Below are 24,505 nucleotides of genomic sequence, written 5' to 3' on the forward strand. Positions count from 1 at the left end.
ATGCGCCCACTCGCTCCCCTCGCCCTTGCCCTGTTGCTCACCGCTTGCGGAGACGGCGAATCGCTGTTGCCGCCCGATGCGCGCCTGCCCGACGGCGGCCGTTACCGGGGCGATGTAGTCGATGGCTTGCTGCAAGGCCAGGGCCGCGTGGACTATCCCAACGGCAGTTGGTACGCCGGCCAGTTCGACAAAGGCCAGTGGCACGGCCAGGGCGAGTGGCATGGCAGCAACGGCGAAGTCTATAAAGGCCAGTTCAAGCAGGGCCTGTTCGACGGCCAGGGCAGCCTGACCACGGCGGGCAGCCACTATGTGGGCGGCTTCAAGAATGGTCGACGCAACGGTGAAGGCACCCTTAAAGAGGGGCAGATGACCTACCGCGGCGAGTTCAAGGACGACCAGTATTCCGGCCTCGGTCGCCTGGAACTGGCCGACGGTAGCCAATATCAGGGCCAATTCGCCCACGGCAAGCCGAATGGCGAAGGCCAGCGCAACGACGACAGCGGCAACCAGTTCAGCGGTCATTTCGTTGATGGCCAGTTGGAAGGTAATGGCACGTTCAACAGTGCCGACGGCGACATCTATGTCGGCCAGTTCAAACAAAACCAACTGAACGGCAAAGGCCGCTACGAGAACGCCGACGGCGACGTGTGGATCGGCCAGTTCAAGGAAGGCGCGCTCACCGGCAAGGGCGAATTGATCGGCGTCGACGGCAGCCACTATGTCGGCCAGTTCAGCGATTGGCGTTTCACGGGTGAAGGCCGCCTGAACCTCACCGACGGCAGCTTCTATATCGGCGGTTTCGACAGCGACAGCTATCAAGGTAAAGGCACCCTGGTCCTCACCGACGGCACCGTACAGGCCGGCACCTGGGTCAACGGCATGCGCGTGCGTGACGCCGACGGCAAACTGCTGCCCGACCCGCTGGAAATCGGCGTGCTCGCCCAGGGCCGCTTGCTCGACGCCGCCCTCGCCGCCGTGCCCGCCTCCACTCCGGCCGTGGAGTTGTACACCCTGGCCGTGGCCGGCGACGGCAAGCAGAGCGTGTTCCTGCGCGAAGCCGATTATGTCAGCAACATGCTCGCCACCCGCTTTGGCGCACGCGGACAGATTCGCCTGGTCAACCACCGCGACCACATTGCCGACCGCCCCCTGGCCACTCGCGAAAGCCTGCGCCGCGCCGCGCAGACCCTAGCCGACCGCACCGGGCCGGAAGACCTGGTGTTTATCTACATGACCAGCCACGGCACCCACGAACACGAACTGGTGCTCGACCAACCGCGCATGGAGCTGGCCGACCTGCCCGCCGATGAGTTGGCCGCCGTGCTGGCGCCGCTCAAGAACCGGGACAAGATCGTGGTGATTTCCGCCTGCTACTCCGGTGGTTTCATCCCGGCCTTGAAGGATGATCGTACCTTGATCATGACCGCGTCCCGTGCCGATCGCGTGTCCTTCGGTTGCTCCGAGGAAGCTGACTTCACCTACTTTGGCGACGCCCTCTTCGCCCAAGCCTTCAACCAGACCGACGACTTGCAGCAAGCCTTCAAGCTGGCGCAACTGCATGTGGCCGAACGCGAACAGGCGGACAACTTCGAAGCCTCCGAACCGCAAATCTGGGCCCCCAAGGGCGTGATCGCCCACTGGCAATTATTACGCAAACAGCAGGCACGAAAGGCGCTCGAAAGCGTCTCAATGAATAGCAAGGAAGCCAAAGGCAACTAAGCTGTAATGTGTAACGAGGGGGAAACACCATGTACCTGACACCGCAGCATATCTTGCTCGCTGGCGCCTCTGGCCTCACCGGCGAACACCTGCTCGACCGCCTGCTCAACGAACCTACCGTGACCCGGGTGCTGGCACCCAGCCGCAAGCCACTGGCCGAACACCCGCACCTGGAAAACCCGGTGGGCGACCCGGCAGTGTTCCTGCCGCAACTGAACGGCCAGGTGGATATCGCCTTCTGCTGCCTGGGCACCACCCTCAAACAGGCGGGTTCCGAAGCCGCCTTCCGCGCGGTCGACCTGGACATGGTCGTGGCCTTTGCCAAACGCGCGCGGGAAATGGGCGCACGCCACCTGATCGTGATCAGCGCGATTGGCGCCGACCCGAAATCCTCGATCTTCTACAACCGCGTCAAAGGGGAAATGGAAGAGGCGTTGAAAGCCCAGGACTGGCCACAACTGACCATCGTGCGGCCATCGTTGCTGTTGGGGGAACGGCTGGAACCGCGCTTGGCTGAACAACTGGCCGGGCCGTTGTCGAAGCTGATTCCCGGCAAATACCGTGGCATCGAAGTGTGCGAACTGGCCCGGGCCATGTGGCGCCTGGCGCTGGAAGAGCAGGATGGGGTGCGGGTGGTGGAGTCGGATGAGTTGCGCAAGCTAGGTAAGTAATTCTGCGGTGACCTGGCTGGCCTCATCGCGGGCAAGCCCGGCTCCCACATTTGGAACCGTGTGAACCCAATCAAATGTGGGAGCTGGCTTGCCTGCGATGAGGCCAGCCCAGGCACTACACCTCTATAGGCCGCCTGTAGCATTGAAGCCAACGCCCAACACCGTCAACACCGACAGCGGCAACAACAACGTATCGAGCAACGCACTCGCCGGCAGGTCCACACCGGGATAAGCCGGCGCCTCGGCACCAAATCGGTCCTTGGCGCAGCAACCGCCATTCATTGCATACAAATCCAACCGCGTGCCGGCATACACCACCGGTGCGCCAGGTTGCGCCGCGTCCAACGTGCGCGCGGTGGCGCAGCCCGTCAGTTGCAGCGCCAGCAGGATCAGCAGCGCCTTATTCATCACTACTCAAATGGTGTTCGCCCCAACGCGGCAGCATGTCTTGGGGAATGTTCAGCAGATTGAGAATGCGCGCCACCACAAAGTCCACCAGGTCATCGATGGTCTGCGGCTGGTGATAAAAACCCGGCGAGGCCGGTAGAATCGTCACGCCCATGTTCGACAGCTTGAGCATGTGCTCCAGGTGAATGCTCGAATACGGCGCTTCACGGGGCACCAGGATCAACTGGCGGCGCTCCTTCAAGGTCACGTCCGCTGCGCGCTCGATCAGGTTGTTGCAGGCACCCGTGGCAATCGCCGACAGGGTTCCGGTGGAACACGGCACCACCACCATCGCTGCCGGCGCACCCGAACCAGACGCCACGGGCGACATCCAGTCCTCTTTGCCGTAGACCTTGATCTGCCCCGCCGCCGCACCGGTGTATTCGGTGAGGAAGGCCTGCATCGTCTGTACCTTGGGCGGCAGCGCCACGTCGGTCTCGGTGGCCATCACCAGTTGCGCGGCCTTGGAAATCAGGAAGTGCACCTCACGGTCTTCACGCACCAGGCAATCCAGCAGACGCAAACCATAAGGCGCACCGGAGGCGCCGGTCATCGCCAGCGTGACGCGTTCCGGGCCACTCATTTCAGCGCCTCGGCGAGTTTGCCGTGCAGGCCACCAAAGCCGCCGTTGCTCATGACCACCACGTGGGTGCCCGGCTTGGCCTGGTGCTTGACGTGTTCAATGATGCCTTCGATGGAGTCGCAGACGATGGACGGCACAGTGCACAGGGCAGCAATCGCCGGCAGGTCCCAGCCGAGGTTGGCCGGCGCGTACCAGACCACTTGGTCGGCATCGTTGACGCTTTCCGGCAGGCCATCGCGGTGGGCACCGAGCTTCATGGAGTTGGAGCGCGGCTCGACAATCGCGATGATCGGCGCATCACCGACCCGTTTGCGCAGGCCATCCAACGTAGTAGCAATGGCCGTGGGGTGGTGGGCAAAATCGTCATAAATGGTAATCCCATTCACATCAGCGACTTTTTCCATGCGGCGCTTCACGCTTTTGAAAGCGCTCAACGCGGCAATGCCCATGGACGGCACCACGCCTACATGCCGCGCAGCTGCGAGGGTGACCAAGGCGTTGGCGACGTTGTGCTGGCCGGTCATGTCCCATTCGACGATGCCTTGGGCTTGGCCTTCGAACAGCACTTCAAATCTGGAACCGTCTTCGCTGAGCAGCTTGACCTGCCACTGCCCGCCCGCGCCAGTGGTTTGCACCGGGGTCCAGCAGCCCATCTCGATCACACGCTGCAAGGCGGGTTCGGTGGTCGGGTGGATCACCAAGCCTTCGCTCGCAATGGTGCGCACCAAGTGATGGAACTGACGCTCGATGGCCGGCAGATCGGGGAAGATGTCGGCGTGATCGAATTCCAGGTTGTTCAGGATCGCCGTGCGCGGGCGGTAGTGAACGAACTTGGAGCGCTTGTCGAAGAAGGCGCTGTCGTATTCATCCGCCTCGATCACGAAGAACGGCGTATCGCCCAGGCGCGCCGACACCGAGAAGTTCTGCGGTACACCGCCGATCAGGAAGCCCGGGCTCATGCCCGCATGTTCCAGCACCCAGGCCAGCATGCTGCTGGTGGTGGTCTTGCCATGAGTGCCAGCAACCGCGAGCACCCAGCGGCCTTGCAGCACATGGTCGGCCAGCCACTGCGGGCCGGACACATAAGGCAAACCTTTATTGAGTACGTATTCGACCGCCGGGTTGCCACGGGACATAGCGTTGCCGATCACCACCAGGTCCGGGACCGGATCGAATTGCGCTGGGTCGTAGCCTTGGGTCAGCTCGATGCCCTGGGCCTCGAGTTGCGTGCTCATGGGCGGATAGACATTGGCGTCGGAGCCTGTCACGTGATGGCCCAGCTCTTTGGCCAGTACTGCCATCGAGCCCATGAACGTGCCGCAAATACCGAGAATATGAATGTGCATAGTCGACCTCGTAAAACATCGAGGCAGGTTAGCGCAGGGGGGCGAAAATCGCACCCTTTAGCTGAGGGCGTGACGTGCGATGCCGTGCCTGCGCAGCTTTCTATACAGTGTGTTGCGGCTGACGCCCAGTTGCTCTGCCGTGTGCGTCATGTGCCAACGCTGTTGCTGCAAAGCGGTGAGCAATGCCAGGCGCTCAGCGTCTTCCAACGGCGATTCCATCGATTTGGCCTGCGCGACCGGCACGGGTGGGGCCTGACGAATCTGCACGGGCAAATCCTCCAGGCCGACACGCCCACCATCACAAAGCGCCACCAGGGTGCGCAGTACCGTGCGCAACTGCCGGACGTTACCCGGCCAGGCAAACGCCAACAACGCCCCACGCGCCGACGGGTCGAGGGCGACCGACTCACCATTGGCCTCCTGGGCCAGCAGGAAATCCAATAGCTGGGACTTATCGCTACGCTCGCGCAAAGGCGGCAAGCCGACTTCCAGGCCATTGAGCCGGTAATACAAATCTTCGCGGAAGCTGCCGTCCTGCACACGCTCCAGCAAATTCCGGTGGGTGGCGCTGATAATTCGTACGTTCACCGCCTGGGGCTCACCGCCGAGCGGGACCACCAGCCGATCCTCCAGCACCCTTAACAGCCGGGTTTGCAACGCCAGGGGCATGTCGCCTATTTCATCGAGGAACAGGGTGCCGCCATCGGCTTGCTGCAACTTGCCTTGCATGCCCTCTTTGCGCGCACCGGTAAAGCTGCCGCCGCGATAGCCGAACAGCTCGCTCTCGATCAGGCTTTCCGGGATGGCGGCGCAATTGAGTGCGACGAACGCCTTGTCGGCACGTTGGCTGGCCAGGTGCACCGCCTTGGCAAAGGCTTCTTTGCCGGAACCGGTTTCGCCGTTGACCAACAACGGGACATCGCGTTCGAACACCCGCAGCGCCTTGCGGAAATCTTGTTGCAGCGTCGGATCGCCCAGGCAAATGCCGGGCAACGGCGCAGGCGCAGGCTTGATGAAAGGCGCCGGTACGCTGCGCACTTGCCCGCGCAATGCGGCAAACAGTTGTCGACCATCGCGGGTGCGCAATGGCCAACTGGCCGTGGCATTGGCGCTGGCGCGGCCGAGCAATTGATCCAGGGAACAGTCGAAAAACGCCTCCACCGGCTGCCCCAGCAAGCCGCCACGCAGTTGCCCCAGCAGGTTCAACGCACTCTGGTTCACCGCACAAATGCGCCCCTCGCCATCGAACGCCAGCAACCCTTCGCTGAATAACCCCACCGACTCCGCCTGCAAGTGGAAGCGCAGCAACCAGTGGTTTTCAAAGTGACGCAGGAAGTAACAACTCTCGATCATCTTCGCCGACAGGTTCACCAGCGCCATGGTGTGGAACTGGCTCTGGCGCGACACCGCCTCCCGCGCCGAGGACACATCCAACACCGCCAGCAGATCCCCATGAGGGTCGAACACCGGGCTCGCCGAGCAGGTCAGCCCGGTATGCCGGCCACGGAAGTGTTCGTCACGATGAATGGTCAGGGATTGGCGCTCCACCAGGCAGGTGCCGATGCCATTGGTGCCTTCGCAGGCCTCGCTCCAATCCGCACCCAGCCACAACCCGGCGCGCTCGAAAATCTTGCGCTCGGACGGCGCGGTGACACAGTTGAGGATCACCCCGCGCGCATCCGTGAGCAGCACCGCATGGCCGGCGCCCGAGAGCTGTTGATGCAGGCTGTTCATCTCGCTGCCGGCGATGTGCAGCACTTGCTGCAGACGCTCGCGGCTTTCCAGCAAGCGACCATGTTCAAGCACAGTGGGTGCAATGGTTTGCGCAGGGTCGAGGTGGTAGTCCTCCAGGCAACGCAGCCAGGAGCGGGCGATGGACGGATCGCTGGACGGGTCGCGGCCATGCGCCACGGTGAGGACTTGCTGGGCATGGCGGCTGAAATGATCGTTGTGCATTTCTTATTATTCTCCCTGCGTGAGAACTGCCAGCATCCCCCAGCCATCCAGCCAATGCAACCCGGGGCGACCCACCGGTCACAGGCCGTACCGTTTGTGGCACAAACTGTCACATCGCCTGTACCGCGCCTGCCACAGCAACGCCTTGCTACAAAGCCTAACCCCTTGATTTACCTGGTCGGCAAAGCGGTGGCCCAACCTTTGCTCTACGCTTTGTAAGCGCTTGCTGCGCTGCACTCCGAATAAACATAAAAGCCAGGAGATACCCACCATGCGTTACGCACACCCCGGTACTGAAGGCGCGATCGTTTCGTTCAAGGCCAAGTACGGCAACTACATCGGTGGCGAGTTCGTTGCGCCGGTCGATGGCAACTATTTCACCAACACCTCGCCGGTCAATGGCAAGGCAATCGCCGAATTCCCGCGCTCCACCGCCAAAGACATCGACAAGGCCCTGGACGCCGCTCATGCCGCCGCCGACGCCTGGGGCAAGACCTCGGCCCAGGACCGCTCGCTGGTCCTGCTGAAAATCGCTGACCGCATCGAACAGAACCTCGAACTGCTGGCCATCACCGAAACCTGGGACAACGGCAAGGCCGTGCGTGAAACCCTCAACGCCGACATCCCACTGGCCGCCGACCACTTCCGCTACTTCGCCGGCTGCATCCGCGCCCAGGAAGGCACCAGCGCCGAAATCAACGAACACACCGCGTCCTACCACTTCCATGAACCGCTGGGCGTGGTCGGCCAGATCATCCCGTGGAACTTCCCGATCCTGATGGCCGCGTGGAAACTCGCACCGGCCCTGGCCGCCGGTAACTGCGTGGTGCTCAAGCCCGCCGAGCAAACCCCGCTGGGCATCACCGTGCTGCTGGAGGTGATCGGAGACCTGTTGCCACCTGGCGTGTTGAACGTGGTTCAAGGCTTCGGCAAAGAAGCCGGCGAAGCCCTCGCCACCAGCAAGCGCATTGCCAAGATTGCCTTCACCGGCTCGACGCCCGTCGGCTCGCACATCATGCATGCGGCGGCCGAGAACATCATTCCGTCCACCGTGGAACTGGGCGGCAAGTCGCCGAACATTTTCTTCGCCGACATCATGAAAGCCGAGCCATCCTTTATCGAGAAAGCCGCTGAAGGCTTGGTGCTGGCGTTCTTCAACCAGGGTGAAGTGTGCACCTGCCCTTCCCGTGCGCTGGTGGAAGAGTCGATCTACGACGACTTCATGAAAGTCGTGATGAAGAAAATCGAGTCGATCAAACGCGGCGATCCGCTGGACACCGACACCATGGTCGGCGCCCAGGCGTCCGAGCAGCAGTTCGACAAGATCCTGTCCTACCTGGAAATCGCCAAAGGCGAAGGCGCGCAACTGCTGACCGGCGGCAAGGTCGAGAAGCTCACCGGCGACATGGCCGGCGGCTATTACATCCAGCCGACCCTGCTCAAGGGCACCAACGAAATGCGCGTATTCCAGGAAGAAATCTTCGGCCCGGTGGTGAGCATCACCACCTTCAAGGACGAAGCCGAAGCCCTGGCAATTGCCAACGACACCGAGTTCGGCCTGGGCGCCGGCGTGTGGACCCGCGACATCAACCGCGCCTACCGCATGGGCCGCGCGATCAAGGCGGGCCGCGTGTGGACCAACTGCTATCACCTGTACCCGGCGCATGCCGCGTTTGGTGGTTACAAGAAGTCCGGTGTGGGCCGTGAGACGCACAAGATGATGTTGGATCACTACCAGCAGACCAAGAACTTGCTGGTGAGTTACGACATTAATCCACTCGGGTTCTTCTGACCCTCTCGTGGGCACCGGTCCACCGGTGCCCACGCCTGTTCGCGCTCAACCAAAACAATAAGAACGGACGGTACTTCTCATGCCTAGCGAACCTACTGGATCCTCCGTCGACTTCGAAAAAGTCGACTCTCAATACTTCCAACAACGCGAACTGAAAAAAGGCGCCGCCGGCTGGGTGTTGCTGGTCGGCCTCGGCGTTGCCTACGTGATCTCCGGCGACTACGCCGGCTGGAACTTCGGCCTGGCCCAAGGCGGCTGGGGCGGAATGTTCCTCGCCACATTGCTGATGGCCACCATGTACCTGTGCATGTGTTTTTCCCTGGCCGAACTGTCTTCCATGATTCCTACCGCAGGCGGGGGCTACGGTTTTGCCCGCAGCGCATTCGGGCCGTGGGGCGGGTTCCTCACGGGCACTGCGATCCTGATCGAATACGCCATCGCCCCCGCCGCCATCGCGGTGTTTATCGGCGCGTATTGCGAGTCGCTGTTCGGTATCGGCGGCTGGATGATTTACCTGGCGTTCTACATCATCTTTATCGGCATCCACATTTTTGGCGTGGGCGAAGCCCTGAAGTTGATGTTTGTGATCACCGCCGTGGCCGCAATCGCACTGGGTGTGTTCCTGGTCGCGATGGTGCCGCACTTCAATGTCGCCAACCTGTTGGACATTCCGGTGACCGAGGCCAAGGGTGCCAGCACCTTCCTGCCGTTTGGCTATGTAGGTGTGTGGGCCGCAATTCCTTATGCCATCTGGTTCTTCCTCGCGGTAGAGGGCGTGCCCCTGGCCGCCGAAGAAACCAAGAACCCGAAACGCGACCTGCCGCGCGGCCTGATCGGCGCCATTGTGGTGCTGACCAGTTTTGCCCTGCTTATCCTCGTGATTGCACCGGGCGGCGCGGGGACTTACGCGCTGGTCAAATCCGGCAACCCGCTGGTTGAAGCACTGGCATTGTCTTACGGCGGCTCGACCTGGATGGGCAGTTTCGTCAACCTGGTCGGCCTGGCGGGCCTGATCGCGAGCTTTTTCTCGATCATCTACGCCTATTCGCGGCAGATCTTCGCACTGTCCCGCGCCGGCTACCTGCCGCGCAAACTGTCCCAGACCAATAAAAGCAAGGCGCCGGTACTGGCTTTGGTGATCCCCGGCATCATCGGCTTTGGCTTGTCGCTGACCGGCCAGGGTGACCTGCTGATTCTGGTGGCGGTGTTTGGCGCAACCATTTCCTACGTGCTGATGATGGCCGCGCACATCACCCTGCGCATCCGTCGCCCCAAAATGGACCGTCCGTACCGCACGCCGGGCGGCATCTTTACCTCCGGCGTTGCGCTGGTGCTGGCCTGCGTGGCCGTGGTGGCGGGCTTTCTGGTGGATCCACGGGTGGTGATTGGCGCCGCGATCATCTATGGAGTATTAATTGCTTACTTTGCTTTCTACAGCCGGCATCACTTGGTAGCAGGCACGCCTGAAGAAGAATTCGCGGCGATCCAGGCCGCAGAGGCCGCCTTGCACTAACTGCCGTAAACCTCGACGCGGGCAGCCGCCCGCGTCGTCAAGGAGACACTGTATGGCAAGCTTTTCCCACGCGGTGGGCGCACAAACCTACCGCTTCGACAGCCTCAAGGATGTGATGGCCAAGGCCAGCCCCGCGCGTTCCGGGGACTTTCTGGCCGGCGTCGCCGCACAGAACGACGGTGAACGGGTGGCGGCGCAGATGGCGCTGGCAAATATCCCGCTGAAGCACTTCCTGCAAGAAGTGCTGATCCCCTACGAAAGCGACGAAGTCACCCGCCTGATCATCGACACCCACGATAAACAGGCGTTTGCCGCCGTCAGCCACTTGACCGTGGGCGGTCTGCGCGACTGGTTGCTCAGCGATGCGGCCGACGAACATTCCTTACGCGCCTTGGCGCCAGGTCTGACACCAGAGATGGCCGCCGCCGTGTCCAAGATCATGCGCGTGCAGGACTTGGTGCTGGTGGCGCAGAAGATCCGCGTGGTCACGCAATTTCGCGGCACTATGGGCCTGCGCGGGCGTTTATCCACACGCCTGCAACCGAACCATCCTACAGACGAACCGGCGGGCATCGCCGCGAGCATTCTGGACGGCCTGCTGTACGGCAACGGTGACGCCATGATCGGCATCAACCCGGCCACCGACAGCATCGCCTCGATCTGCGCCATGCTGGAGATGCTCGACGCGATCATTCAGCGCTATGAGATCCCGACCCAGGCCTGCGTACTGACCCACGTCACCACCTCCATCGAGGCCATCAACCGTGGCGTGCCGCTGGATCTGGTATTCCAGTCGATCGCCGGCACTGAGGCGGCCAACGCCAGTTTCGGCATCAGCCTGAGCGTGTTGCAGGAAGGCTACGAAGCGGGCTTGAGCCTCAATCGCGGCACGTTGGGCCAGAACTTGATGTATTTCGAGACCGGCCAGGGCAGCGCCTTGTCGGCGAATGCGCACTTTGGCGTCGACCAACAAACCTGCGAGACCCGCGCCTACGCGGTAGCCCGACATTTCAAACCGTTTCTGGTGAATACCGTCGTAGGATTTATCGGGCCGGAGTACCTCTACAACGGCAAGCAGATCATCCGCGCCGGCCTCGAAGACCACTTCTGCGGCAAGCTGCTCGGCGTGCCCATGGGTTGCGACATCTGCTACACCAACCACGCCGAAGCCGACCAGGACGACATGGACACCCTGCTGACCCTACTCGGCGTGGCCGGGATCAACTTCATCATGGGCATCCCTGGCTCCGACGACATCATGCTCAACTACCAGACCACTTCGTTCCACGACGCCCTCTACGCCCGGCAAACATTGGGTTTAAAACCGGCGCCGGAGTTTGAACAGTGGCTGGCAAAAATGGGTATCTTCACGCAAGCGGACGGCAAGGTGCATTTTGGCAACAGCCTGCCACCGGCCTTTCGCCAAGCTTTGGCGCAACTGGGATGAAGGAGCCGCCCGTGCAACTCGACCTGCCTGACAACCCCTGGCTGGAACTGCGCCGCCTGACCCCGGCGCGCATCGCCCTGGGCCGAACCGGCACCAGCATTCCTACCAATGCGCAGCTGGATTTTCAGTTTGCCCACGCCCAGGCGCGGGACGCGGTGCATTTAGCTTTTGACCATGCGGGCCTCAGCAGCCAGTTGGCCGAACGCGGGCGTGAAACGCTGTTGCTGCACAGTGCCGCTGCCGACCGACACAGCTACCTGCAACGCCCGGACCTGGGTCGGCGCCTGAGTGATGAATCCGCCCAAGCGCTGCGCGACCATGCGTCAGCCAACCCCGGCGGCGTGGATTTAGCCGTGGTGGTGGCCGATGGTTTATCCGCCCTGGCCGTGCATAAACATACCCTGCCGTTTCTGACACGCATGGAAGAACAAACCCACGCGGAAGGTTGGTCTTTGTCGCCGGTCATCCTGGTGGAACAAGGTCGCGTGGCGGTGGCCGATGAAATCGGGCAATTGCTTGGTGCCAAGATGGTGGTGATCCTGATCGGCGAACGGCCGGGGCTCAGTTCACCGGACAGCCTGGGGCTGTATTTCACCTACAACCCCAAGGTCGGCCTCACCGACGCCTATCGCAATTGCATCTCCAATGTGCGCCTGGAGGGCCTGAGCTATGGCATGGCCGCCCACCGTTTGCTGTACTTGATGCGAGAGGCGTGTCGTCGCCAGCTGTCGGGGGTCAATCTCAAGGACGAGGCGCAGGTTCAGACCATTGAATCGGATGATCCGGACCTGATGAAAGGCAATTTCCTGCTCAGTTCACCGGATGACTGATCGCTGCACGATTGCGCTTTTTCGCGCCATTAGGCAGCATCGAGTCACGGCCGCTTGTGTGGTCATACCCCATTTGGAAGTTGAGGCCTGGCATGCGGATTACTCAAGCGACCCTGGAACACCTGGACCTGTTGACCCCGCTGTTCGTCAAATACCGTGAGTTCTACGGGGCCTTGCCCTTCCCGGATTCGTCACGGGCCTTTCTGGAGAAGCGCCTGCGCCGCAAGGAATCGGTGATTTACCTGGCTCTGGCGGATGATGACGACAAAAAACTGCTGGGCTTTTGCCAGCTGTACCCGAGCTTTTCGTCGTTGTCGCTCAAGCGGGTGTGGATCCTCAATGACATCTATGTGGCTGAAGACGCACGCCGGCAACTGGTGGCGGATAACCTGATGCGCACGGCGAAAAAAATGGCCAAGGAGACCCACGCGGTACGGTTGCGGGTATCGACCAGCAGCGATAATGAAGTGGCGCAGAAGACCTATGAGTCGATTGGGTTTCGCGAAGATACGGAGTTCAAGAACTACGTATTGCCGATCAGCGAAGACTGAACACCCCCATCACCTGCAGGAGCCGGCTTGCCGGCGATAGCATCACCTCGGTCTCACTGCTACACCGAGGCGCCTGCATCGCTGGCAAGCCAGTTCCTACAGGTGAGCAGCGACCGCCGCTGCATTGCGACATCCCCCGCTACAAAACCAACACGCTTTTCACCTCTCAATCCGTATAATGCGGACCTTTCAGGGTTGTAAGAATTGCGGCATACACTTGTAGCCTTATTACCCGAGCTTCCGCACAGGCCTGCTGAGCCGGGCCATTCACACAGGTGCCATCCATGGATTTCAACCCGCTCGACCTTATCCTGCATCTCGACGTCTACCTCGACCTGCTGGTAACCAATTACGGTCCGTGGATCTACGCCATTCTGTTCCTGGTCATCTTTTGCGAAACCGGCCTGGTGGTCATGCCGTTCCTGCCGGGTGATTCGTTGCTGTTCATCGCCGGCGCCGTGGCCGCAGGCGGCGGCATGGACCCGGTGCTGCTCGGCGGCCTGTTGATGCTGGCGGCGATCCTGGGCGACAGCACCAACTATGTGATCGGGCGAACGGCCGGGGAGCGCTTGTTCAGCAACCCGAACTCGAAAATCTTCCGTCGCGACTACCTGCAAAAGACCCACGACTTCTATGACAAGCACGGCGGCAAAACCGTGACCCTGGCGCGCTTCCTGCCGATCCTGCGCACGTTCGCGCCGTTCGTTGCCGGCATCGCGAAAATGCCCTACCCGCGCTTCTTCGGCTTCAGCGTATTCGGCACCATCCTGTGGGTCGGCGGCCTGGTAACCCTGGGTTACTTCTTCGGCAACGTGCCCTTTATCAAGAAAAACCTGTCGCTGCTGGTGGTGTTCATCATCCTGCTGTCGCTGGTTCCGATGATCATTGGTGTGTTCCGCAGCCGCTTTGGTCGCACATCCTCCGAAGCCAAGCCGCAGTAACCTGCGATGTGGTCCCTCAGCGCCTGGCGTCGCCGGCGCTTGCTGGCCAAGCACCCGATTGCCGATGACACCTGGCAACGGGTGCGCCACCACCTGACCTTCCTCGACGGCATCAGTGCCGAGCAGGACCAGTGGCTGCGCGAAGCCTGCGTGGTGTTCCTCGCCGAAAAGCACCTGACCGCCCTGCCCGGCGTCGAGCTGCACCAGGAACAACGCCTGCTGCTCGCCGCTCAGGCGCAATTGCCGCTGATGAACCTGGGTGACCTCGACTGGTACCAGGGCTTCCACGAAATCGTGCTGTACCCCGACGACTTCGTCAGCCCGCAGCGCCATCGCGACAGCAGTGGCATCGAACACGAATGGGACGGCGAACACAGCGGCGAAGCCTGGCAACAGGGCCCGGTGATCCTCGCCTGGCCCGGCGTGCTGGCCAGTGGCAACTGGGAAGGCTACAACCTGGTCATCCACGAACTGGCACACAAGCTCGACATGCTCAACGGCGACGCCAACGGCCTGCCGCCGCTGCACAACGACATGCGCGTGCAGGAATGGGCCAGCGTGATGCAGAGCGCCTACGACGACCTCAACCGTCAGTTGGACGCCAACCCGGACGCCGAGACTGAGATCGACCCCTACGCCGCCGAAAACCCGGCTGAATTCTTTGCCGTCACCAGCGAATATTTTTTCAGCGCCCCGGATTTGCTGGTCAGCCATTATCCCCAGGTGTACGCGCAACTCAGCCGCTTTTATCGCCAGGATCCGCTGGCCCGCCTCACCCAACTGCAAGCCAGCGACCCGCGCTACCAGCCACAAGGCGAATGACCGTACGACGTCTGGCGCATGGCATCGGCGTCAGAATGTGCCTATAATCGCCGCCACTTTTAGGCCAATCCGGCCATGTTCAATGGCCAATTAACGGGGGCAACGCCCAATGAGCTACAGCAAGATTCCGGCTGGCAAAGACCTGCCGAACGACATCTACGTCGCCATCGAGATTCCGGCCAACCACGCGCCGATCAAATACGAAATCGACAAAGACAGCGACTGCCTGTTCGTTGACCGTTTCATGGCCACCCCGATGTTCTACCCGGCCAACTACGGTTTCATCCCCAACACCCTGGCCGACGACGGTGACCCCCTCGACGTGCTGGTCGTAACCCCTTACCCGGTTACCCCAGGCTCGGTAATCCGCGCGCGCCCAGTCGGCATCCTGAACATGACCGACGACGGCGGCGGCGATGCCAAAGTTATCGCAGTGCCACACGACAAGCTGTCCCAGCTGTACGTGGACGTGAAGGAATACACCGACCTGCCGCCCCTGTTGCTGGAGCAGATCAAACACTTCTTCGAGAACTACAAAGACCTCGAAAAAGGCAAATGGGTGAAGATCGACGGTTGGGGCAACGCAGATGCCGCCCGCGCCGAGATCCTGAAGTCGGTCGCTGCCTACAAAGGCTGATACCCGCTCCTCATTGCCCCGGCAATTTAAAAAGCCCCGATCATTCGGGGCTTTTTTTGTGGGAATAATTAAACAGCAAGTTCAATTATTTATAGAAAATGTTTAATTTGAGTTTTAATCCGACGTATCAGGCTACAACTAAGCAAATACCTACATGACCAACTCAACGCATGGTTTATTTGATCTGTTTTCCCGGTCAGTAAGCTTTGTGTTTATGAATACATCAGGTGATCGTTTAAAAGCGCTACTGCGGGAAGTCCATCTTTCCGCCTCCGACTTCGCCAAGAACCGCGGCGTCACGCCTCAACACGTGAACAACTGGTTCAAGCGCGGTGTACCCATGGGCCGACTCAACGAGATCGCAGAACTGCTGTGCATCTCCAGCCGTTGGCTGCGCACCGGCGAAGGCCCCAAACACCCACCGGCCAACTTCCTGCTGGAAGGCCCGACGACCCGAAAAGGACTGCCCACCACCCGCGAAGGAAGCGGCAAATACCTCACAGGCCCCGCCTGTCTTCCAGAAAAAATCGACGTGGAGATCGACCTCCACCCCTCATTCACCTCCACCGAACGCATCCGCGTCACCCTGCACACCCTGCAAGCCCTCACCGTCAGCCCCGACCGCGCTTTGGGCGCCTACATGGTCGACAACAGCATGATCGACATTATCCAACAAGGCGCCACCCTCGCCATCGACCGAGGCCGCACCCAAATCATCGACGGCGAGATCTACGCCGTAGAACACGACGGCATGCTGCGCATTAAGTACCTCTACAACCGACCCGGCGGCGGGTTGCGGATGCGTAGCCACAATGCCGGTGAACATCCGGACGAGTACCTGACGTACGAGCAACGGTTTGAGCAGAATTTCCAGATTGTGGGGTGGGTGTTCTGGTGGTCCACGTTGAACAACCGCCGCCCCCCCGTGCCGCTGGATGAGCATTTATTGGGCTGGGAAGGCTCTAAATCGGATCCGGAGGTGGGCAACTGAGGTGAATGTGGGTATCATGCGCCGCACATTTGGCAGGGGGGCTTTAGGCTATTCACCCTGCTCGGCGATGCGGAGGAGTTCCCGCTGATGCCCCTACTATTCAGCCCGACGCAACGTGGGCTGAGCGATTTGAAGGCTGGTGAGGCTTGTCAAAAACAAGCTGAAGCAGTCCCCGAGAAGCCGGCCACAAGCCGGCTTTTTAATGTCTGAAATAATCCCCCAAAGCCCCTGCCTATTTGGCTATGTAAATTCCGAGCCAAGCAAATCACGTTCATACTGCATCAATTCGAAAAACACGTTTAAGATACTGGCAAACTTGAATCACTGCGCAAGGGAACTCGCAATGAAGCTGATTCAGAACGCCGGTCAAGATCGCGTAATCGATTTGCTCCACGAACAGATGAAGCCGGACCACCAGTTGGACTGCGCCTCTCCAGCACTCTCCTTGTTCGCTTTTTCTGAGCTGAGCAAGTCTCTCGCTAAGCTAAAGAAGGTTCAGTTAATCCTACCTGCAGGCAGCGAGAATCTGGCGCTGCTGGGTGAAGAGGCGGATCGTGCCGCACGCAATCGGCTTATGACACGTAGTCTAGCCCTGCACTGCTATCAGTGGCTAAACGCCAAAGTCGAGTTGAAGCGCGCGAGCTCTGTGATACCCCAGGGCATCGGTCTACTTCGAGACTCAGCTGGCGCACCTCATCAGGTGGTAATGGGCTCTTTCGCTCTGACCACAGACGGTCTCGGCCTAACGCCAGGTAACCCAATGAGCCTGATCCAGGCCAGCGAGTCCCCCCAGGAAGCAACCATGTTTGCACCTTGGTTTGAGAATCAATGGCAGACACTGACTTCCCGTCCCAGCGACAAGACCGAACTACTCGATACGCTGCGCGATATTGCCGAGCAGCGCTCGCCATCCACACTATACAACTTGATCCTTCACCAGCTGTTTAAGGAAAAAGACGACGGGTTGGATGAAGAGCGTGTAGTGAAATCCGCCACAGGAATTCGTAACACCGTGGTCTGGAACAAGCTCTTCAAATTTCAACGCGACGGCGTGGTGGGCGCTATCGACAAGCTCAATCGCTTCGGCGGCTGCATCATTGCTGACAGCGTAGGTTTAGGTAAAACCTTCGAAGCGCTTGCCGTGATCAAGTACCACGAATTGCGCAATGACCGCGTACTGGTGCTGTGCCCGAAGCGCTTGAGAGATAACTGGACTATCTACAAAGCAAATGACCGGCGAAACGTTCTAGCGTCAGATCGCTTCAACTACGACGTGCTGAATCATACTGACCTTTCACGTGATGCGGGACTCTCCGGCGACCTAGATCTATCTCACATCAACTGGGGCAACTATGACCTGGTTGTGATCGACGAATCTCACAATTTCCGCAACAAGAAAGCACCACGCCAGGGGCTGGAAACGCGCTACGACAGACTTATGCGCAGAATCATCCGCGAGGGCGTAAAAACCCGAGTTCTGATGCTATCAGCGACGCCGGTTAACAACCGCCTGGCCGACTTGCGCAATCAGATTGCATTTGTCACTGAGGGTGACGATAACGCATTGTTTGAGCATGGCATCAGCAGTATCGAATCGACTACACGAAAAGCTCAGCTGCAGTTCAACCGCTGGCTGGATTTGGATGAGAGCGAAAAGACGTCAGAGCGTCTGATCGAAATGCTCGGCTTCGATTACTTCACCCTGCTTGATCTACTGACCATCGCTCGCTCCCGCCGGCATATAGAAAAATATTACGGCACCAGCGAAACAGGTCGTTTCCCAGATCGCTTACCGCCAATCAATATCAAAGCGGATGTGGACGTCGACGGGAAATTCCGCGCCATTCGTGACATCAACCAAGAGATTCGACGTCTCAACCTCGCCAGCTACGCGCCACTGCGTTATGTCTTGCAGCACAAGCAAGCGGCCTACGACGCCAAGTACAGCACTGAGATCCGAGGAGGCGAGAGCTTCTTCCGCCAGGCCGATCGCGAAGAAAGCCTGATCCATCTGCTTCGGATCAATGTTCTAAAGCGTATGGAAAGCGCCGTATCGTCTTTTGCTCTGACCCTTGAACGGCAGCTCAACGATGTCGAGCACACACTCGAACGGATCCAGCAGCATGCCCATGAAATTGAAGAAATTGATATTGCGGATGTCGATATAGATAACCCCACGTTTGAGGCACTGCTGGTAGGGCGCAAGGTCAAGGTTTTGCTAGCTGACGTTGACTTGGTGCGCTGGAAGCAAGACCTAATCGAAGACCGTAACCGTCTGGCAACTCTGCTATCAGCCGCTCAACAGGTACAGCCACACCGAGATGCAAAACTAGCGGCCCTGCGCAAAATACTTGCAGATAAATGCCAAAACCCTATCAACCCCGACAACCGCAAGGTCATCATTTTCACAGCCTTTGCGGACACTGCCCGCTACCTCTACGAACAGCTGGCTCCATGGGCCAATGAATCGCTCGGTGTTCAAGCTGCCCTGGTTACCGGTTCTGGTCGCAATCAAAGCACGATCCCAGGGCTGCGTAAGGATCTGGCGTCGATACTCACAGCCTTTTCGCCACGTTCCAAAGAGCGCCCCATCGATATGGCTGAAGAAGGTGAGCTGGATTTGCTGATTGCCACCGACTGTATTTCCGAAGGCCAAAACCTTCAGGATTGCGACTGGCTTATCAATTACGACATCCACTGGAACCCCGTGCGCATCATTCAACGCTTTGGCCGTATCGACCGAATTGGCTCGCCAAACGAGCGCATTCAGCTAGTCAACTTCTGGCCTAACATGGAATTGGAGGAGTACATCAACCTGGAACAGCGTGTCAGCGGTCGAATGGTATTGCTCGACATTTCGGCGACCGGAGAGGAGAACCTCATTGAAGAGCAGTCCGGCAACTCCATGAATGACCTGGAGTACCGTCGCAAGCAGCTACTGAAGCTTCAAGATGCTGTGATTGACCTAGAAGACCTGTCCAGCGGTGTCTCTATCACGGACCTTACTCTTACCGACTTCCGTATCGACCTCGCACAATACCTTAAGGCATATCCCGGCCTCCTGGAGAATATGCCGCTTGGGGCGTGCGCCATTACCACTACGCGGGATGACGACATTCCACCCGGCATCATTTTTTGCCTTCGCGCAGAAGGAGAGGCTGCAGACAAGGTTAGTGATGGCTACCCACTTGCGCCCCACTACCTCGTCCATGTGGCTCAAGACGAGGTAGTTTTGCTGCCGTTCACTCAGGCCAAGCGCATTCTGGATCGACTCAAACGCTTGGCATTGGGCCGTGAGCTGCCCGACGCTACCGCCGGTGCCCGATTCGACGCGCTCACCAATCAAGGTGAAGATATGCGCCATGCTCAGAGCCTGCTAGCCGCAGCCGTATCGTCAGTGGCCGGTAAGAGCGAAGAACGAGCAATTGCGAGCCTATTCAACCCAGCAGGCAGCCATGCGATGAAGGGAGAGTTCGCCGGAATCAACGACTTCGAAGTGATTGCCTTCATGGTCGTACTGCCCCAGGAGTGAGTCGTGACTGCCAAGGACATTATTGCAGCACTGCAATTACCTGAGCATGCTCGGATCAATCAGCGCATATCCAAGAAGCTGCTGATCGAGAACGTAATGCCGAAGGCAACTGATCGACAGCAGATCAATGACGGGATTGAAGAGATCTATTGGATTGCGGTGCTGAAGCCAGCTAACTGCGGCATACCCGACTTCCGGGACGCGCAGCGCGAATACGTAGAGGTCGTCGTGTTGCACATGATCCTGCGTCCCGATGCTCGCGCTGGCAGGCTAGCCGAACTCCTGCACCGCTCAGTCCCACACCCAGCGTTGCTGCTGATCACTCAGCAAGACTCCATACAACTATCCCTCAGCCACAAGCGTTGGGCGCACAATGAAGCTGGCAAGATTGTGCTGGATGGCACGATCTTCACTGAAAGCCTGACACAGCCGTCCCAGCTCACCATGGCATTTCTCAATGTAATGGGAATAGACCACCAGCCGCGCAGCAACCTGAAAGCCTTTTACCAAGGCTGGATTGATACCCTGCAAGCCCTTCAGGCAGCCCAGTACACCGGCAGTTTTCGAGTCGCCAAGTGCCAACTTGACGCCACAACACGAAATGCGGCGCTGCAGGTCTGCGGCGAACTGGAAGCCAAGATCTTTGCTCTGCGCGCCAAGGTCCAAAAGACACAGCAAATTGCCCGTCAGGTTGAGCTGAACTTACAAATGAAGCAGTTACAACAAGCACTCGGCGAGGCTCAAGCAAAGCTATAAGCCTGTGGATGCAGCGAATAAGCCCCCAGAGCCCTACGTACACGCAAAAATATGCCGAAATGGAATACCATGCCAGCCAGCATTATACCGTGCCTGCGAACAAGTATGTGCAGGCAGACCGTGAGGAAAATAGCAGAATGACCATGCAAAAAATCGACGCCCAGTCGCCAGAAGCGCACAGCGCCGACCTCAAGGCCGAAAACATCGCCAAACTCAAATCTTTATTCCCTGAACTGATTAATGAAGGCCCTAACGGTGTGGCCATCAATCAGGATGTGTTAAAGCAACTGGTCGGCGACGCCACAGCAACAGACGCGGACGAAAAGTATGGCCTCAACTGGCACGGCAAGCGCGCAGCCCGCCAACTGGCGCTTACCCCAAGCACCGGTACGCTGCTGCCATGTCCCCATGAAAGCGTGGACTGGCAAAAAACCCAAAACCTTATGATCGAGGGTGATAACCTCGAAGTGCTCAAATTGCTGCAGAAGAGTTATGCGGGCAAGGTCAAGTTGATCTATATCGACCCCCCCTATAATACGGGCGATGATTTTGTTTATCCAGACAACTTTGAAGACAGCATAGCACGCTATCTGGAGCTAACAGGGCAAATTGAATCCGGTAGGAAACTAACTAGTAACACTGAAGCTGGCGGAAGATTTCATACTTCATGGTTAAACATGATTTACCCCCGCCTCAAGCTTGCTAGAAACCTTCTACAACAAGATGGATACATCGTTGTCAGCATAAATGATCGCGAACTAAGCAATCTTCGCCAAACCATGAATGAAATATACGGCGAAGAGAACTTTATTGCCGTGTTAGTTTATGACAAAAATAGAAAAAATGATGCAAAACTCATATCAAACGGCCATGAATATATGGTTGTGTATGGAAAAAACAAGGCACTCCTCACAGAACTCGACGTTAGACTTCGAGCTCCAAAAGAAGGTGCCGACGAGGTAAAAGAGCTTTTCAATAAGCTTCGACATGAATTTAACGACGACTGGAAACAAGTTTCCGCTGAGCTCAAGAAGTTCTATTCAACTTTTGACGAAGATGACCCAAGAGCTCCTCTTTCCAGATTTACAAAAGTTGATGAACGTGGTCCCTATCGAGATGATGGAGACCCTAGCTGGCCAGGCGGCGGAGGCCCTCGCTATGAAGTACCACATGAAACTACAGGAAAACCATGCAAGATTCCAAGCAGAGGGTGGGTTTGGCCAACATATGAGCGTATGAAAGAAGAAATTGACGCTGGCAATATATCTTTCGGCATAGACGAAACAACGATCCCATCGGTACGACGGAATCTTTTTGAGAAGAACGACCAAGTTATGCGCAGCGTGCAGTTTAGCTACGCACAGAAAGCAAGCCAAGATTTTGCCGCGCTATTTGATGGGAAAAGCATATTCCAAAACCCTAAAAGCTACCGTGACATGCAAAAAATTACGGAATATTTCTCTGATAATGGAGATATAGTTTTAGACTTTTTTGCGGGCTCAGGGACTACCGCCCACGGAGTAATGCTCGCCAATGCAGAGAACAATCAAAACAGGCGCTTTATCCTCGTTCAAATACCTGAGCCTTTGAACATAGAAGATAAAGATCAGAACCTCGCAGCTCAGTTTTGCCTAGAATCAAAATTACAACTGACAATTTCCGAAATAACTAAAGAGCGTTTGCGGCGAGCAGGAGTCAAGGTAAGTACTGAAACCCCTAACTTCCAAGGCGATGTTGGATTTCGCGTTTATAAGCTTGATTTTTCCAACATTCGTGCTTGGAACCAAAATCCAGTAGATATCGAACGCAGCCTACTCGATCACCAAGACCATATTCTTCATGATCGCAATGAGGACGATATCTTGACTGAGCTGCTATTAAAACTCGGTCTAGATCTATGCGTCCCCATTGAGCAACGACAGATTGCAAGCAAAACAATTCACAGCATCGGTGGTGGCGTGCTGCTGGCCTGCCTCACAGAAAACATTACCCGTGATGAGGTGGAAGACCTGGCACAGGGTATTATCACTTGGCAGAAGGCGCAGGCACCTGCCAGCGATAGCACCTGCGTATTCCGCGACAGCGCTTTTGCCGATGACATAGCCAAAACCAACCTTGCGGCCATCCTCAACCAAGCTGGCATCAAGAACGTGCGGAGCCTGTAAAAATGGCCGTGCCTGCGCAGCCTAAGATCTACCATATCTGCCATGTGGACCGATTACCGTCCATCATTGCAAGTGCGGGCATGCTGTCCGATGCAGTACTGTTAAATCAGGCATTGCCTGGCACCGTCATTGGCATGAACCACATCAAGCAGCGGCGCCTCCAACTGGAGCTGGCCAGCCATCCAACCTTGCATGTGGGCGAATGCGTACCGTTCTACTTTTGTCCACGCTCGGTGATGCTGTATCTGATCTATCGACAACATCAGGATCTAACCTATAAGGGCGGACAAGGGCCTATCGTCCATTTGGAAGCAGACCTGCATGCGGCAGTGCAGTGGGCCAATATCCATGCTAGACGCTGGGCCTTCACACTTTCCAATGCCGGGGCCTATTACTTCGAAGATAGAGCCGATCTGACTCAGCTCAATGACGTTGACTGGAATGCCGTGCAGTCCCGCCAATGGAGTCAGTGCAAAGAGGGCAAGCAAGCCGAGTTTTTACTCGAAAACGCCTTTCCCTGGCACCTGATCGAGCGAATTGGGGTGCAGTCCAGGCAAATCTATACTCAGGTAGCTAACGTGTTGCCTGCACAAGGGCACAGACCAACAGTCGAGCTACGCCCTGAGTGGTATTACTGAATGAAGAGTCAGTCATGATCGAATTTGTAAGCGGCGACATCCTGCGGGATGAGTCTGAAGCCATCATCAACACAGTGAACTGTGTCGGTGTGATGGGCCGTGGCATTGCCTTGCAGTTCAAAAATATGTGGCCAGAGAATTTCAAAGCCTATGAAGCTGCATGCAAGCGCGATGAGGTACAGCCCGGTCGTATGTTCGTGTTCGATACAGACCAGCTCACGCTGCCGCGCTACATCATAAATTTCCCAACTAAGCGTCACTGGCGTGGTAAGAGCCGCATTCAGGATATAGACACGGGGCTCAGTGCTCTAGTGGCAGAAATACGTAGCCGAGGTATCCGCTCAATCGCCATTCCTCCACTGGGCAGCGGTTTGGGCGGGCTTGATTGGTCTGATGTACGTCCACGTATCGAGGCGGCCATGGCCAACCTGCCGGACGTATGTGTTCGAATCTACGAACCTAAGGGCGCACCTGCGGCAGACACGATGCACCATAGTCGTGAGGTACCGAGCATGACCCCCGGGCGCGCAGCGCTTGTCGAGCTGATGAGTCGCTATGTGCGAGGTTTGCTTGATCCTACGATCAGCCTGCTGGAGGTGCACAAGCTAATGTACTTCATGCAGGCAGCGGGAGAGCCTCTACGCCTAAAGTACTTCAAAGCCGCTTACGGTCCTTACGCCGAGAACCTGCGACATGTCTTGCGGACGATTGAGGGGCACTTGGTTTCCGGCTACGCAGATGGTGGAGATGCGCCCGACAAACCATTAATGCTGGTGCCTGGTGCAGTCGAGGAGGCGAACGCTTTCCTCGCAGAAAACATTGAGACTCGTACCAGATTTGATCGAGTCGGGGAGCTGGTGGAGGGCTTTGAAACTCCCTTCGGCTTGGAGTTGCTCGCCACAGTGCACTGGGTCGTCAAGCAAGGCGAGCCCGTATCCAGCGTCGATGACGTTGTCGCCCACACATACGCCTGGAACGCTCGCAAGAAGCAATTCACACCGCGTCAAATTGGTATAGCCGTTGATGTATTGGCAGCAAAAGGCTGGATTGAGCCCTTCTCGCTCAGCGCCTAAACCAATACTGAATGCTTCTAACCGGTTCGTGCTGATGGTCGTTAACGCTATCACTCAGCAAGGATCGGGGTGACCGATTGACAGGATCTCTTCGC

Annotated in this window: 20 protein-coding genes; 16 read left to right on the forward strand and 4 right to left on the reverse strand. The window is 58.1% G+C overall.

All coding sequences use genetic code 11. From position 1 onward, the window contains the following. Positions 1-1,719: a C13 family peptidase gene (locus EJ576_RS17690; RefSeq protein WP_122727865.1), complete on the forward strand. Its 1,719-nt coding sequence runs from the start codon at positions 1-3 to the stop codon at positions 1,717-1,719. Between the two features lie 29 nt (positions 1,720-1,748). Next, complete coding sequence (locus EJ576_RS17695; RefSeq protein ID WP_126570786.1) at positions 1,749-2,390, forward strand: oxidoreductase; 642 nt, start codon at positions 1,749-1,751, stop codon at positions 2,388-2,390. Between the two features lie 123 nt (positions 2,391-2,513). Here EJ576_RS17695 and EJ576_RS17700 read toward each other — a convergent pair whose 3' ends face one another. The 4 genes from EJ576_RS17700 to EJ576_RS17715 are packed head-to-tail and all read right to left on the reverse strand — an operon-like array spanning position 2,514 to position 6,722. Next, on the reverse strand, positions 2,514-2,798 hold the full coding sequence (locus EJ576_RS17700) for a YceK/YidQ family lipoprotein (protein ID WP_016978571.1): 285 nt from the start codon (positions 2,796-2,798) through the stop codon (positions 2,514-2,516). Then, a complete protein-coding gene (gene ubiX / locus EJ576_RS17705; protein WP_028618086.1) occupies positions 2,791-3,420 on the reverse strand; it encodes a flavin prenyltransferase UbiX in 630 nt (209 codons plus the stop codon). Before ubiX ends, EJ576_RS17700 begins: the two co-directional genes overlap by 8 nt. Next, the gene (gene mpl, locus EJ576_RS17710) at positions 3,417-4,766 is read right to left on the reverse strand and encodes a UDP-N-acetylmuramate:L-alanyl-gamma-D-glutamyl-meso-diaminopimelate ligase (RefSeq protein ID WP_126570787.1); all 1,350 of its coding nucleotides are present in this window, start codon (positions 4,764-4,766) and stop codon (positions 3,417-3,419) included. The genes ubiX and mpl overlap by 4 nt, the downstream gene beginning before the upstream one ends. A gap of 57 nt (positions 4,767-4,823) precedes the next feature. Beyond that, positions 4,824-6,722: a sigma-54-dependent Fis family transcriptional regulator gene (locus tag EJ576_RS17715; RefSeq protein ID WP_126570788.1), complete on the reverse strand. Its 1,899-nt coding sequence runs from the start codon at positions 6,720-6,722 to the stop codon at positions 4,824-4,826. A 271-nt stretch (positions 6,723-6,993) separates the two neighbouring features. Here EJ576_RS17715 and EJ576_RS17720 point away from each other — a divergent pair, with 271 nt between their 5' ends. The 14 genes from EJ576_RS17720 to EJ576_RS17790 all read left to right on the forward strand — a co-directional run bounded on the left by EJ576_RS17720 (position 6,994) and on the right by EJ576_RS17790 (position 24,410). Continuing rightward, positions 6,994-8,514, forward strand: coding sequence for an aldehyde dehydrogenase family protein (locus EJ576_RS17720; protein WP_016978566.1), 1,521 nt, complete (start codon positions 6,994-6,996; stop codon positions 8,512-8,514). Between the two features lie 79 nt (positions 8,515-8,593). Continuing rightward, on the forward strand, positions 8,594-10,027 hold the full coding sequence (eat, locus tag EJ576_RS17725; protein WP_017735607.1) for an ethanolamine permease: 1,434 nt from the start codon (positions 8,594-8,596) through the stop codon (positions 10,025-10,027). 52 nt (positions 10,028-10,079) lie between these two features. After that, entirely contained in the window at positions 10,080-11,474 is a 1,395-nt protein-coding gene (locus EJ576_RS17730) for an ethanolamine ammonia-lyase subunit EutB (protein ID WP_028618091.1), read from the forward strand. Continuing rightward, on the forward strand, positions 11,471-12,304 hold the full coding sequence (eutC, locus tag EJ576_RS17735; protein WP_123475765.1) for an ethanolamine ammonia-lyase subunit EutC: 834 nt from the start codon (positions 11,471-11,473) through the stop codon (positions 12,302-12,304). Before EJ576_RS17730 ends, eutC begins: the two co-directional genes overlap by 4 nt. Before the next feature lie 92 nt (positions 12,305-12,396). Beyond that, on the forward strand, positions 12,397-12,855 hold the full coding sequence (locus tag EJ576_RS17740) for an N-acetyltransferase (RefSeq protein ID WP_017735604.1): 459 nt from the start codon (positions 12,397-12,399) through the stop codon (positions 12,853-12,855). A gap of 284 nt (positions 12,856-13,139) precedes the next feature. Next, complete coding sequence (locus EJ576_RS17745) at positions 13,140-13,796, forward strand: DedA family protein (protein WP_016978561.1); 657 nt, start codon at positions 13,140-13,142, stop codon at positions 13,794-13,796. A gap of 6 nt (positions 13,797-13,802) precedes the next feature. Further along, complete coding sequence (locus tag EJ576_RS17750) at positions 13,803-14,618, forward strand: zinc-dependent peptidase (RefSeq protein ID WP_016978560.1); 816 nt, start codon at positions 13,803-13,805, stop codon at positions 14,616-14,618. A 109-nt stretch (positions 14,619-14,727) separates the two neighbouring features. After that, the gene (gene ppa / locus EJ576_RS17755) at positions 14,728-15,255 is read left to right on the forward strand and encodes an inorganic diphosphatase (protein WP_003219382.1); all 528 of its coding nucleotides are present in this window, start codon (positions 14,728-14,730) and stop codon (positions 15,253-15,255) included. Between the two features lie 214 nt (positions 15,256-15,469). Beyond that, positions 15,470-16,246 carry a S24 family peptidase gene (locus EJ576_RS17760; protein WP_126570818.1) on the forward strand — a complete coding sequence of 259 codons (777 nt, stop codon included), beginning with the start codon at positions 15,470-15,472 and terminating at the stop codon, positions 16,244-16,246. A 343-nt stretch (positions 16,247-16,589) separates the two neighbouring features. Then, positions 16,590-19,778: a helicase-related protein gene (locus EJ576_RS17770; RefSeq protein ID WP_126570789.1), complete on the forward strand. Its 3,189-nt coding sequence runs from the start codon at positions 16,590-16,592 to the stop codon at positions 19,776-19,778. A 3-nt stretch (positions 19,779-19,781) separates the two neighbouring features. Then, the gene (locus EJ576_RS17775; RefSeq protein ID WP_126570790.1) at positions 19,782-20,534 is read left to right on the forward strand and encodes a DUF4391 domain-containing protein; all 753 of its coding nucleotides are present in this window, start codon (positions 19,782-19,784) and stop codon (positions 20,532-20,534) included. Positions 20,535-20,593: 59 nt separating this feature from the next. Next, positions 20,594-22,699 carry a site-specific DNA-methyltransferase gene (locus EJ576_RS17780; RefSeq protein ID WP_256656616.1) on the forward strand — a complete coding sequence of 702 codons (2,106 nt, stop codon included), beginning with the start codon at positions 20,594-20,596 and terminating at the stop codon, positions 22,697-22,699. Between the two features lie 2 nt (positions 22,700-22,701). Further along, the gene (locus tag EJ576_RS17785) at positions 22,702-23,337 is read left to right on the forward strand and encodes a DUF4433 domain-containing protein (protein WP_126570791.1); all 636 of its coding nucleotides are present in this window, start codon (positions 22,702-22,704) and stop codon (positions 23,335-23,337) included. A 14-nt stretch (positions 23,338-23,351) separates the two neighbouring features. Then, positions 23,352-24,410: a macro domain-containing protein gene (locus EJ576_RS17790; protein WP_126570792.1), complete on the forward strand. Its 1,059-nt coding sequence runs from the start codon at positions 23,352-23,354 to the stop codon at positions 24,408-24,410. Positions 24,411-24,505 lie beyond the last annotated feature (95 nt).

The organism is Pseudomonas sp. C 49-2 (genome assembly GCF_003970195.1).
Lineage (GTDB): Bacteria > Pseudomonadota > Gammaproteobacteria > Pseudomonadales > Pseudomonadaceae > Aquipseudomonas > Aquipseudomonas canadensis.